The organism is Micromonospora fiedleri (assembly GCF_016774385.1).
GTDB classification, from domain to species: domain Bacteria; phylum Actinomycetota; class Actinomycetes; order Mycobacteriales; family Micromonosporaceae; genus Micromonospora; species Micromonospora gifhornensis.
Genome location: NZ_JAETXL010000009.1, coordinates 26,990 through 39,940 on the forward strand (window position 1 = coordinate 26,990; position 12,951 = coordinate 39,940).

The window sequence follows — 12,951 nt, forward strand, 5'->3', positions numbered from 1 at the left end:
ATCGGATCGGATCGTATTGGATCTATCTCGCCCGTCCCCAGATGCGAGGAGAAGCAGGTGCCCAGAGCGCTGCTCCTGACCGGCGACGCCGCCGAAGAACTTGACACCATGTACCCCTACTACCGCGTGCAGGAAGGCGGTTGGGACGTCGACGTCTCGTCCCGGACGATGCGTGACGTCCAACTGGTCATCCACGAGTTCGACCCCAACTCCGACGCCTACGTGGAGAAGAACGGCCGGAAGCTGCCGGTCGACGTGCCCTGGGCCGAGGTCGACGTCGAACGCTACGACGCCCTCATCATCCCCGGCGGACGAGCCCCCGAGTGGATCCGGGTCGACGCCGACGTCCGGCGCATCACCGAACACTTCTTCGCCCGCAACCTCCCCATCGCACTGGTCTGCCACGGCGCCCAGGTGCCAGCGGTGTACGGGCTGCTGAAGGGTCGGAAGACCGCCTGCTTCCCACCCATCACCGGCGACATGGAGAACGCGGGCGCGACGGTCATCGACGCTCCCGACGTCGTCGACGGCAACCTCGTCTCCTGCCGCGGCTGGCCCGACATGCCGCAGTTCGGCCGGGCCATGATGGAAGTCTTCTCGAAGTCCGTCAACCCCGCGTGAGCACTGGCATCTCCCGGTGACGCCGCATCGGACCGTCACCGTCGACGACTCTCCCGTCCACCTCATGGAGAGCGGTACCGGGCCTGCGGTGCTGATGCTGCACGGCTCCGGACCCGGCACGACCGGGTCCGGAGCCTGGGCGGCCACCGCGCAGGCGCTGGGCTCGACCTGGCACGTTGTCGCTCCTGACCAGGCCGGATTCGGCCGTACACCTGTCCCGGCGGGCGCCAGGGGCGGGCTCCGGCTGTGGACGGAACAGGCCGCAGGCCTCATGGACGCCCTCGGCATCGAGCACTACGCCGTGGTGGGTCACTCCATGGGCGGCGCCGTGGCGCTGGCACTGGCGGCCGCCCGCCCCCGGCAGGTCACCCGGGTCGTGGCGGTCGCGACGATGGGCGCCCCCGGGGCACCGCTCTCCGCCGACCTCGACGCGATCTGGGCCGCCCCCGCCGGCGAGCTCGGCGCACGAGACATGCTGAGTCGCCTCGTCCTCGACCAGGCGCTCGTGACCGATGCGGCCGTCGACGCCCGCGCCGCCGCCATGCGAGCGGGGGCGGAGGCATTCGCCTCGCTGTTCCCGCCACCCCGGGCACGATGGGCCGACGACCTCACCCTCCCGGCGCAGACGCTGGCCGCGATCCGCGCGCCCGTGCTGCTCGTACACGGCGCCGAGGACCGGGTCACCCCGCTCGCGACAGCAGCCCAGCCGCTCCTCGCACACCTGCCCGATGTCCGTCTGCACGTGTTCGGCCGATGCGGGCACGTGCCGGCGATCGAGCATCCGGACGAGTTCAGGCACCTGCTGTCCTGCTTCCTCCGCCCGGACCACTGTCACTAATCACTGCGGTAGGCCCCTGGCTTCCGATTCGTATTCGGGTGGTGGAGGGCGGCGAGGTCGAACAGGTCAGTCATCGGGTGGTCCTTCGAGGTTGGGGCGCAGCAACATTGACGGTTGTCTTTGGTTTGCGGCAAGATTGCTGCGAGCCAGCCGCGCGGGAACACCCGACCCTCTTGTATCGGCTGAGGGCATGGGACGTCTGGGCAACGACCCGCCTGCCACGGTCAGTCGATCGCACTCGCAGCATGCCGACGAGCCATGCCGCCGAACCGTATCCGTAATTCGGGATCGAGTTCGTCGCGTTTGCCAACCGTGCTGATCGATATGAAGTGACAGGTCGCTGACGACCTACCGAGGCAGCGCCGCCTCCACTCTGCACAACCGACGATGCCTTGGGAGAACAAGACGTGAAGGAACATCAGGAGGGCCGGCTGCGGACACGGTGGCGGCGGGCAGCCCGAACCGCCGTTGCCGCGGCGACGGCCGTCGTGGGAATCACCGTGCTCGCCGTCGGCCTTACGGCGGGCGCGGCCGCGGCGGGCGGCAGCCTCGCCGACCGGGGCACGTCGAGCGTCTCGGTCGACGCCGCGGCGGTGTCCCAGGTCGCCACGGGTGATCTGCACACCTGTGTGACCCGCACCGACGGGACGCTCTGGTGCTGGGGCAACAACTTCAACGGCCAGCTCGGCGACGGGACCACCACGAGCCGGACCACTCCGGTCCGGATCGGCGACGCCACCACCTGGGCGCAGGTCGACGCCGGTAGGAGCAACACCTGCGCGGTGCGCACGGACGGAACGCTGTGGTGCTGGGGTGCCAACAACAACGGGCAGCTCGGGGACGGGACCACCACGAGCCGGACCACTCCGGTCCGGATCGGCGACGCCACCACCTGGGCCAGCGTCAGCACCAGCAACAACCACACCTGCGCGGTCCGGACCACCGGCACCCTGTGGTGCTGGGGCCTGAACACTCACACCCAGCTCGGCGTCGGTATGACCCCCCTGATGTCGTCCACCCCCCTGCAGGTTGGCACGGCGACCACCTGGGCGAGGGTCGCCACCGGGTACGCGCACAGCTGTGCCGTCCGCACCGACGGAACCCTGTGGTGCTGGGGCAGCAGTTCCGACGGGCAGCTCGGTCTCGGCATCCTGAGTTACAAGACGACCCCGACCCAGGTGGGCACCGCGACCACGTGGTCCGCAGTGACGACCGGGTACGTCCACACCTGTGCGGTCCGCACCGACGGGACCCTGTGGTGCTGGGGCGAGAACGGGTACGGCCAGGTGGGCGGGGGCAGCGGCTACCAGACCACGCCACTGCAGATCGGTACCGCCACCACCTGGGCGCGGGTCGAGACGAGCATCGACTCGTCCTGCGCGGCCCGTACCGACGGCAGCCTGTGGTGCTGGGGCAGGAACACCTATGGGCAGGTCGGTGACGGCACCACCACCCACCGGTCGGCCCCGACCCGGGTCGGCACCGCGACGACCTGGACGGGAAGTCTGGCGGTGTCGCACCACGGCTGCGCGGCCCGCACCGACGGAACCCTGTGGTGCTGGGGCGACAACTTCCTCGGGCAACTCGGTGACGGCACCACCACCGGCCGGACGACCCCGGGACAGGTGGTCCTGCCGGCCTGACCCGCATCGGCGGGTGACCTGAGCCGTCGGCCCGCGCCGCCGCCCATCGGCAGCGGCGCGGACCGACGGCATCCCCGTTGTCTTGGGCGTGGTTGGTCGTGAGTTACCCAGTCGCGTCAGTGTCGGTGGCTCGTAGCGCAGTGACGGACGGCGTGAGGCCGAGAGTGCCTGTCGTGAGGCCGTCGACGATGTCCCGTGCCAGGACGGCGCCGGATCCTGTTATCCGGTCGAGGGCGGTCCGGAATTCGGCGAGTTTACGGAAGGCTTGTCCGTAGTCCTGCTGTTGGCTCAGCGGCATCACGGGAATGGTGAGTCGTTTGATGTCGATGCGAGCGGCGCCGTTGATGGTGCTGGCTGCCCTGCCGGCGATGCGGAGGTTGTCGGTGCGGGAGATGACGCCGGCGATGAACCACGGGTCGAAGCGGGTGGTGTCGACGCGGATCAGTTGAGTGCCTGGCCCGAGTTCGGCATCGAGCTGTTCTGAGGTGGCGACTCGGGCGTTGATTCTGTGGCCGATGACGGAGATGAGGATGTCATCGGCGCGTACTCGGGGTCCTGGGGGTTCGTCTGTGGCGCGGACGGTGTAGCCGGTGGCGGGGCCGCCGGACATGATGTCGGCGGCGGTCAGTACGCGCGTATTGACGGTGGCGTTGGCGGCTCGTCTGCGGGTCGCGGTCCGGTGCACGGAGATGCTGCCGGATCGGATGAGGTCGGCAATGTCGGCGTGTGGGGCTTGGCGCAGCGGCGCGGTGTCTGTCTGGTGTACGGCGGGCAGGCTGTGTCGTAGCTGTTCGAGCAGGTGGTCGAAGTCGCTGAGGTTGGCGATGATCCGCGCCGGTTCGGCGGTGAGTTCGGTGGGTTGTGGTACGTGACGCTGCGGTGTCAGGTCGACTTCGTCATCGAGTAGATCGATGGCGGCGATGGTGCGGTGGACGCCGGGTGCTTGCGCGTAGTGGTGGGATTGGTAGGCGGCCCAGGCGGCGCCGATGGTGTCGGTGAGGTCTTCACCGGTGCTGGCGGTGGCGTCGACGAAGAGGAGTTCGCCGACGTGCGGGTGCTGTGGATCGGGTTGGGTGAGGACCCAGATGTGCAGTCCGATGTTCGTCGGCGGCATCAGTCCGGCGGGCAGGGCGATGATCGCGCGTAGCGCGTGACGACGGATCAGCTCGGCACGTATGCGTCGGCCGGCGGGACGTGACGCGGTAGCGGGGGGCATGAGCACGACGGCGGTGCCGTTGGGGGAGAGGTGCGCCAGGGCGTGTTGCACCCAGGCGAGTTCGGGTTCGGTGCGTGGGGGTAGGCCGTAGGCCCAGCGGGGGTCGTAGGCGAGGCGGTCGTGTCCCCAGTCGTGGATGCCGAAGGGGAAGTTCGCGACGACGAGGTCGGCGCGTAGGTCGGGCAGGGCGTCGGCGAGCAGGCTGTCGCCGACGTGCACGACCGGCGGTGGGGTGCGATGTCCGGCCTGCTGGGCCCGCAGGTGCACGAACCATAGCCGCAACGACGTGATCAGGGCGTACTGAGGGTTGATCTCCTGGGCGAAGCATCGGGTGGTGGCACCGGTTCGTAGCGCCCGGTCGGCGGCCATGCGCAGGATCGACCCTGTGCCGCTGGTGAAGTCGAAGGTGTGGGTGCCGACGCCGGCGACAGTCACCATCACGTCAGCCACGCTCTCCGGTGTGCCGGCGAGTCCGGACACCGATTGGGCGGAGCTCACGTACTGGCTGTGCAGGTATTCGAAGGCGGACTCGGCGCCACGTGCCGAGCTGAGTTGGTCGGCCGAGCGCAGGAGCGCGGTGAGCTGCGCGGTCCACTGCCTCGGCAACACGTCGGAGACCATCGTGGCCAGCGTGGCGTCGAGCGCGCGGAGGCGAGCGACGAGCTGTCGCGGGGTCGGCGGGTTGTCGCCGGAGTCATCGGGCCGTGCTGCTCGGGCGAGGAGGTGGGCGCCGACGATGCCGAGGACGTCGCTGATGTGCGCGGCGGGCTGGTAGCTCTCGATGTGCCGCCAGGCCTGTTGTTCGATGCTGGTCTGGTGCAGTCGACCATGGCGGCGTAGCCAGTGCTCGACCTCCTGTGCGTCGAACGATGGGCTGGTCGGGGTGCCGCCGACGGGAGTTGGGAAGTCGGCGTACCGGCGTCGCCAGTTGCTGACCGCCGCTCGGCCCACATTGGCCAGTCGCGCGATGCCGCTGGCGGTCAGTGTTGCCGCGTTGGCGGTCGCGCTCGACTCAGGGGTCACGCGTGAACGTTAGCACATCGAGAATTCTTGTGTATCGAGTTCACAGCGAGGTATGGTCCGTGGGCGATCTGAAGTTCAGAGCCTTCTGGAGGAGTCATGCCCCGCCGTGGACACAGCACCACCATCGGAAAGTTCGCGAAGGTCCACCAGGACCGTCGGCGGTCCGAAATTCGGATCCTGGGTGATCTGCTTCGTCGTGAGCAGCACCCGACGCGGGGCGTCGACCGCGCGGTGCGCGAGCCGCAGCCACCCTCGTCAGTTCGCTGACCAGCACCTAGCCCATCCCACCGACTGAAGGAGGACCATGAGCACCCTTGCTCGCATCCGCGGCGTCCACTGTCTCGTCTTCGTGCTTTCCGCCAGTGGCCTACGTCAGCGAGGGCGTGGCGCGGTACTGCAAGGAAGCACGCACCCCGGCCGCTCATGTGTACCGGCGAGTGCGCCTTGACCCCGTCGTCGGCGCGGCTATCGCCGACGCCTACATGGCGGCCCCGAGCCGGGACGAGCGGGCCTATCCCGCGTACGCCGCGTTCTGCCGCGAAACAGTGCAGCAGTACCACTTCCTGATCGGCCGGGCGGAGTTCGGAGGCCTCGGCATATCGGTGCACATCGTCGACGTCGACCCATATCCGAACGTGGCGGCGATGGTCGACGACGTCCGGCAGCGCCGGTTGATGGTGTGGGCCAGCGCAGCCAGCGGCAATGCCCATCCGTATCTCAGCGACGGCGAGAACGACATGTTCCGTGCGGTGCACGACGTGTTCGGGCACGCGGCCAGCGGCCGTGGCTTCGACCGCCACGGTGAGGAAGCGGCCTGGCTGAAGCACAGCAGCATGTACTCGTCACTGGCCGGGCGTGCACTGGCCACCGAGACGCGTGGGCAGAACTGTGCCCGGATCTTCCGCTGCGACCCCGGTCGCTTCCCTGAGCAGAAGGCGGTGCTGCTGCCGCCGGCGTTCAGCGATCCGCGGCTGGTCCGTCTGACCGGGAGCGCGGCAACCTCTGCCGCTGCGCCATGAGGTGTGCGATCTCTCGGCGCAGCTCCAGCACCACGGCATCCTCCGGCCCGGCCGCACGCAGGCGCTCCTGCAACAAAGCGTCGAGCTGGCGCGAGGCGCGGCCAGGCTCGCCGAGCGGTATGTGCGCTCGGGCGGCCCGGAGCCGGAGGTCGAAGACCAGGGGATGGTTCTCGCCGTGCAACTGTTCGTGCTGCGTGGCCAGGTGCCGCCACCGTCGTGCGGCGGCACGGAATTCGCCTGCCGCGTGCAGGTGTTCAGCATCTTCGAGGGACTGCTCCAGGTCGGACGCCGCGAGGGCGCTCGTCGTCGGTGACGTGAGCAGGGCCGGGCGGGGTACTCGTCCCACGATCGCGGCGTACGCCTGCACCGCCTCGACGGTGTCGGTCAGGACGCCGGGTATCGGTGGCAACTCGCGGGCAAGTGGTGCCAGGAGCGCGTAGACCTCCGCAGCGGTGTCCGGGCGCTCGTCGGGATCGACCGCCAGGAGCGAGTGCACCAGATCGTCGACCGCACGGGGAATGTCCGGTCGCCGCTGGGTGGGGCGTGGCGGGGGATCGGCGATCTGATGGCGCACAGTGGTCATCGTGGTGACGCCGTCGAATGGTGGATGGCCGGTGAGCAGGTCGAAGAGGGTGGCTCCCAGTCCGTACAGGTCGGTGCGGTGGTCGGTGTGCTCGCCGAGGATCTGCTCGGGCGACATGTAGCCGACCGTGCCCATGCTCTGCCCGGTCTGCGTGATCTTCGAATAGCGTTCGTCGTCGCGGATCACCGCCAAGCCGAAGTCGAGCACCTTCGCCGCGCCATGGGTGTCCAGCATGATGTTGCTCGGCTTGATGTCGCGATGCACCAGGTGGATCTGCTGTGCCGCGAGGAGAACGCTGCTGACCTGTGCGCCGATGGCAGCCACCCATGAGATCGGCAGGGGACCCTGCTCCGCCAGCAGATCCGTGAGCGTGATCCCGTCGATCTTCTGAAGCACCACGTAGGGCTGGCCGGCGTGCTCGCCCAGGTCGTAGACGGCCGGCACGCCGGGGTGGTCGAGTCGAGCGGTCAGCAACGCCTCGCGGCGGAATCGGCGTACGACGTCCCGGTCCGACATGGCCGGACTGACGAACTTCACGATGACAGGGCGGTCGAGCAGAGCGTCATGTGCGGACCAGACCTCGCCCATTCCCTTGTGTGCCAAGGGAAACCGGCCCAGCCGGTAGCGATCTTTGAGGCTCGTGCCGGGCACCACGAAGCCCAGCATAGCGGTCATCTCGACCGCGACCTGACAGCCCCCGTCACCACGTGCAGCCCAGCTCACGCGTACGTGCTGGGCCGTGAACATGCAATGGGGCCGTACTCAGGCCGATCGGGCGGCTCGGCGTGAGCCCGGTCGAGCGCGATGACGCCGGACGACCGCTGACCCGGATTCACGAGCCTCGGCCGTCACGCAGCGTCTCGTTGACCTGGCAGTACGCCGAAGTTAGCGTTAACAACATCACTCTCGTCCACTCCAGAGAGTCCACCACCACGAAGGAGGACCCATTGAGATCGAGACAGCCAAGGTCACGTCCCAGGCTGAATCGCAAGGGCAGAACCATCGCGGTGCTTGCCCTGGGTGCGCTTCTCTCGACCTCGTTCGCGGCCACCCCCTCGTACGCGGCCGACGACCAGCTCAACGAGGGCCTGGTGCACCGCTTCGCCCTCGACGAGACAAGCGGAACGACGCTCGTCAACTCCGGTAGCGCCGGCTCGGCGGCGAACGCCACGCTCGTCAATCCGCAGAAGGCGACGTTGACCGGGAACGGAGTCAGGTTCAATCCCGACTCGTACGAGGGCGCCCTCGAAGGCGCGTACGTGAAGCTGCCGAACAACCTCACCGCCGGCATGTCGAACCTCACCGTCGACTACGACGTGTGGATCGACCCGGCGAACGTCGGCGAGCACCAGATGTGGAGCTTCGGCGCGAAGTCCGGGTCGTGTGACGTCGACACCGGCGGCCAGGGCGCCATCTTCGCGTCGAACACCCAGCGCTTCCGTGTCGCGGTGGGCTCGGCGAACCTGCAGCAGAACCGGGTCCGGATGACCGAGGGGGCGTGGACGCACGTCACGTACACCCAGTCGCTGAACCCGAACGGCACCAGCTGGACCGGTCGGCTCTACCTCGACGGCGTGCTGCACGCGACGCAGACGAACCTGACCACGCCGCCGTCGGTGAACGCCGCGGGGACCACCTGCAACTTCCTCGCCCGCTCGCAGAACTCGGGCCACTACTCGTTCCGCGGCACGATCCGGGACTTCCGCATCTACGACCGGGCGGTGAGCGCCGACGAGACGCTCGCCCTGGCGCAGCGGACCGTCTCCGACGGCGTCCGCGCGGACGCCGCCGCCATCGACCTCGGGCTGACCAGCGCGATCGTACGCGACATCGTGCTGCCCAAGGTGGGCTCCGCGGCGGGCTCGGCCATCACCTGGACGAGTTCGGACCCGTCTGTCGTCGCGGTCTACACCCCGCCGGCGCTCAACAGCGCCCGCAAGGTGCCGGTGACCGGCCGGATCACCCGACCCGCGCAGGGTCAGCCCGACGCGACAGCCTTCCTCACCGCGACGGTCCGCAAGGGCGCTACGGAGGTCGCCACGCGGGACATCCCTGTCGTGGTGAAGGCCGAGTTCGACAACGCGCAGGCGGTCGACCGTGACACGCTCGACCTGACCCTGTACGCCACCGACGACGTACGCGGGAACATCAACCTCCCGGCGACCGGCGAGTTCGGGTCCACGATCACCTGGACATCGACCACCGACCTCGTCACCGGCACCGGTGAGGTGACCCGTCCCGCCTTCGGCCGTGCGAATGTCGAGGCCACCCTGACCGCGACCATCACCAAGGGGTCGGCGTCGAAGACCAAGTCGTTCCCGGTGACCATCACCGCCATGCCCCGCTCCGAGGAGTACGAGCGGTACTTCATGGGGTACTTCAAGGGCGAGGGGATCGCCGACGGTGAGCAGATCATGTTCGCCACCTCCAACGGCAACACCGCGCTGGACTGGACCGGTCTGACCGGGGGCCGGCCGTCGCTCATCTCCCAGCTGGGCGACCAGGGCCTTCGTGACCCGCACATCGTCCGCTCGCCCGACGGCGACACGTTCTACATGATCGCCACCGACCTGAACTGGTACGACCAGGGCGGTTACGCGATCAACGACACCCAGTACATCGAGGTGTTCGAGTCGCACGACCTGGTCAACTGGACTCCGCAGCGGCACGTGAAGGTCGCCCCCGACGACGCGGGCAACGCCTTCGCCCCCGAGTCGTTGTGGGTCGACGAGATCGGCGCCTACGTCGTCTTCTGGGCGCAGTCGCTGTGGAACAACCCGGTGAACCGTACGGGTCAGGGCAACGCGCAGATGTGGTACGCCACGACGCGCGACTTCCAGACGTTCTCCGCTCCCCAGGTCTGGCAGGACCCGGCCCCGCTGTCGCGGATCGACACGACCGCCATCAAGGTCGGTGACCACTACTACCGGGTGACCAAGAACGAGGCCGGCAACCAGGGCTCGGACATCTTCTCGGAGAAGCACACCGACTTCCTGGACAGCAACATCAACAACTGGACCCTGCTCGCTCCGGCGCTGGGACGTACGACGTGGGTCGCCAACCAGGGCTACGAGGGGCCGGTCATCTTCAAGGCCAACCCCGGTGACACCGCCTGTTCCGGCCAGTTCTACCTCTGGGGTGACCGGTACACCAACGGTGGTGGCTACCAGGCCGCCTGCCACGAGGACATCGAGGCGCCGACCTGGAACGCCAAGCCGATCACGATGACCAACGCCGGTGTCGTCCGGCCGCGTCACGGCACGGTGATTCCGCTGACCCTGCGCGAGTGGAACGACATCCGCGGGATCCCGAACAGCGACGTCACGACCACCACCGAGGTGTCGGTCGAGCCGTACGCGAGCGGGGCCCAGACGACCACGGCCACCGCCACGGTCACCGCGGCCGACGGGTTCGAGACCGGCGGTCAGGTGCGGTTCAGCGTCGGCTCGTGGTCGGAGGTCGCCTACCTGACCGACGGCGCGGCCACGGTCGCGCTGCCGACGGGGCTGCCTGCGGGCACCCGGTCGGTCAAGGCCGAGTACCTCGGCGTCGACTACCTGAAGGCGTCGGAGGGTACGGCGTCGGTGCAGGTGCCGGCCGGCGTGAAGGCCGTCAAGGTCCACGCGAAGGCCGCGCCGGCGTCGGTGGTCCGGGGCGACACGTTCACGTTGAACGTGTCGGTCGAGCCGAAGGGTGGGCCGAAGAAGGACGCGTCGACCCCGACCGGTGAGGTCACGGTCACCTTCGGCGGCACCGAGCAGGTGGTGGCACTTGTCGACGGCAAGGCCGTCGTCACGCTCCAGACCGCCGGTCTGAAGCGCGGGAATTACCGGGTCCACGTCGCCTACTCCGGCAACCCGACCTACCAGGGCCACGCCGACACCTACCAGAACCTGACGGTGCGGTAACCGGCACAGGTACGCCGAGGCGGCGCTGATCCGCCACCGGAAGGAGCGGGCGAGATCAACCGATCTCGCCCGCTCCCTTTACGTACCGCCCCCGGGTGACCGGATTACGGGGTGAGCATCCCCTTGGAGGCGACCAGGTGGTAGTTCTCCCCGAACACGTTGAGCTCGTGGACGCCGACCTTCACGTTCTCGGTCGTACCCAGGATCTTCAGCCGGACCGCGTTGGTCAGCACTCGGTCGAAGGTGACGTAGTCAGCCGTGTACGCGGTGGTGTTCGTGCTCCGGTCGACGAGCGTCCGCCACGTGTTGGTGGGGATGTCCTTGTACTCCAGGGTGTACTGCACGGCGTTGTCCTTGGTGAACGTACGCCCGAGTTCCTTCCACTGGATCTGGGCTGCGGAGATGTGGAACACCGTGCCGAAACCCCGGATGTAGGTGGGCGCGTTGTCGTTGTCGGCCGGCTCCCACCAGGTCGACAGCGACCGGTCGCTGCCGTAGTACGGGTTGCGCCCGGGCGCGTAGCTGCTCGACCAGTACGCCTGGCTGTTGGTGGCCACATTGTAGAGCCCGACGTCGTCGCGGCCCGAGATCTTCCTGCCCGGGGCCAGCTGCGGCGTGTTGGACAACTCGCAGTCGATCGCCCCCTGCTGCGGGCCGTTGGGGATCACGGTGCAGACGTCCATCCCCAGGCGTCGCTCGAAGAACTCCTCGTAGGCGATGACGTAGGTGTAGAAGAACACCAGGTTGCCGGAGTCGTCGACCACGAAGCTGCCGTGCCCGGCGTTCGGATACACCGAGCTGGGGTGGTTGTTCCCGGCGCCGATCGGGTTGCGCTGCGTCTCCTTGAACCCGGACAGCGGCCGGTCCGACGTCATGACCCCTGTCGCGTACGTGGTGAACTCCGTCCCGCCGGACGCGACCTGCAGGTAGTACGTGTCGCCGAGCTTGAACAGCTGCGAACCCTCCACGTACCCGTGCGTGTAGGTGGCCTTGTTGTCGCCGATGTGCTGCCACTCCTGGCGTGGGTCGAAGGTCCAGAGCACCACCGGGTCGCTGATGAGCTGGCGAGGGTTGTTCGGGTCCAGTTCGGCACCCATGATCGGCGAGCCGATGTTGTACGTCAGGTACAGCCGGCCGTCGGTGTCGAGGAAGAACTGCACGTCACCGACGCTCAGGACCTGGCCGTTGGGGCGCAGGAAGCTGCCCATGCTGGTCCACGGGCCGGTGGGGGAGTCCGCTCGGTAGACCGGCGTGTTGTTGCCGGCCATGTAGAAGGTGTCGCCGACCTGCACGACCGTGGGCGCCACGAGACCCAGGTTCATCTCGTGCGGCGTCCAGGTCAGGTAGTCGGTGGTGGACCAGACGGTGCGGTTGTTGTTCGGCGCGTTCTGCATGGCGCCGGAGGCGTAGAGGTAGATGGTCCCGTCGACGTTCACCGCGGACCAGTCCGCCCCGGTGCGCGCTGAGTTCTCCGAGATCCTGGTGAATCCGACGCTGGATCGGCTCGACAGGGTGCGTCCGGACGCAGCCGTCCACGTCGGCAGGTTCAAGCTGGCGGGAATCTGCGAGGTGTTTGCGACATTCGCGTCCGTGGGCGGCATCGTCCCGACGATGTTGCGTACCGCCATCCCCGGCAGGTTGATCGGGTTCACGTACGTCTGTGTCATGTCGACGCCGCTCAGCGGCACCTTGGCGAGCTGCGTCCTGGGCCCGACGCCCTGCGCCCCCGGCTTCTCGGGCTTTTCCGCTGCTGCCGGCGCCACCGGTGTCAGTTGGCCTATCCCTACGCCTACCGCGAGAGCGAGGCCAATAGCCGCTATGCCTCGACGTCGCTTCCCGGCCCTTTCGTCAGCCATGATTCCCCAACCTTCCGTTCGATGGAGTTAGCGCTAACAGCGAGCGGAAGAGTCCGATTTTCTGGTTGACCGGCCTGTGGTGTGACTAGTCGGTGGTGAGGCGACCTTCAAAGGTAATCGAGAGGGATCCCGCAGGGCCGGTTCGCGGGTGCGCGAGCATTGTGCTCGGTAGTATCCGATGCTGTTTCCTCGGATTAGACGAGCTGTTAGCGTTAACAAGATTTCGGCAATGTTAACTATGCAA

The 12,951-nt window shown here is 68.0% G+C and carries 8 protein-coding genes; 5 read left to right on the forward strand and 3 right to left on the reverse strand.

All coding sequences use genetic code 11. From position 1 onward, the window contains the following. The first annotated feature begins 57 nt into the window (after nucleotides 1–57). The 3 genes from JMF97_RS23575 (at nucleotide 58) to JMF97_RS23585 (ending at nucleotide 3,102) form a co-directional block, all read left to right on the forward strand. A complete protein-coding gene (locus JMF97_RS23575; protein WP_102657526.1) occupies nucleotides 58–621 on the forward strand; it encodes a DJ-1/PfpI family protein in 564 nt (187 codons plus the stop codon). A 16-nt stretch (nucleotides 622–637) separates the two neighbouring features. Next, nucleotides 638–1,459, forward strand: a complete 822-nt coding sequence (locus JMF97_RS23580) for an alpha/beta fold hydrolase (RefSeq protein ID WP_203223501.1) — start codon at nucleotides 638–640, stop codon at nucleotides 1,457–1,459. A 407-nt stretch (nucleotides 1,460–1,866) separates the two neighbouring features. Beyond that, nucleotides 1,867–3,102 (forward strand): RCC1 domain-containing protein, encoded by a 1,236-nt coding sequence (locus tag JMF97_RS23585; RefSeq protein ID WP_203223502.1) that lies wholly within the window; start codon nucleotides 1,867–1,869, stop codon nucleotides 3,100–3,102. Between the two features lie 103 nt (nucleotides 3,103–3,205). Here JMF97_RS23585 and JMF97_RS23590 read toward each other — a convergent pair whose 3' ends face one another. After that, nucleotides 3,206–5,341, reverse strand: coding sequence for an N-6 DNA methylase (locus tag JMF97_RS23590; RefSeq protein ID WP_307817078.1), 2,136 nt, complete (start codon nucleotides 5,339–5,341; stop codon nucleotides 3,206–3,208). A gap of 362 nt (nucleotides 5,342–5,703) precedes the next feature. Here JMF97_RS23590 and JMF97_RS23595 point away from each other — a divergent pair, with 362 nt between their 5' ends. Next, the gene (locus JMF97_RS23595; RefSeq protein WP_307817080.1) at nucleotides 5,704–6,360 is read left to right on the forward strand and encodes a hypothetical protein; all 657 of its coding nucleotides are present in this window, start codon (nucleotides 5,704–5,706) and stop codon (nucleotides 6,358–6,360) included. On the opposite strand, the gene JMF97_RS23600 is transcribed toward JMF97_RS23595, so the two are convergent. Continuing rightward, nucleotides 6,299–7,618, reverse strand: a complete 1,320-nt coding sequence (locus JMF97_RS23600; RefSeq protein WP_238360014.1) for a serine/threonine-protein kinase — start codon at nucleotides 7,616–7,618, stop codon at nucleotides 6,299–6,301. The two genes, JMF97_RS23595 and JMF97_RS23600, sit on opposite strands and share 62 nt — an antisense overlap. 332 nt (nucleotides 7,619–7,950) lie before the next feature. On the opposite strand from JMF97_RS23600, the gene JMF97_RS23605 reads away from it, so the two are divergent. Then, on the forward strand, nucleotides 7,951–10,851 hold the full coding sequence (locus JMF97_RS23605; protein ID WP_203223503.1) for an immunoglobulin-like domain-containing protein: 2,901 nt from the start codon (nucleotides 7,951–7,953) through the stop codon (nucleotides 10,849–10,851). A 104-nt stretch (nucleotides 10,852–10,955) separates the two neighbouring features. Here the strand turns inward: JMF97_RS23605 and JMF97_RS23610 are convergent, their stop codons facing one another. Beyond that, a complete protein-coding gene (locus JMF97_RS23610; protein ID WP_203223504.1) occupies nucleotides 10,956–12,614 on the reverse strand; it encodes a family 43 glycosylhydrolase in 1,659 nt (552 codons plus the stop codon). Nucleotides 12,615–12,951: the final 337 nt, after the last annotated feature.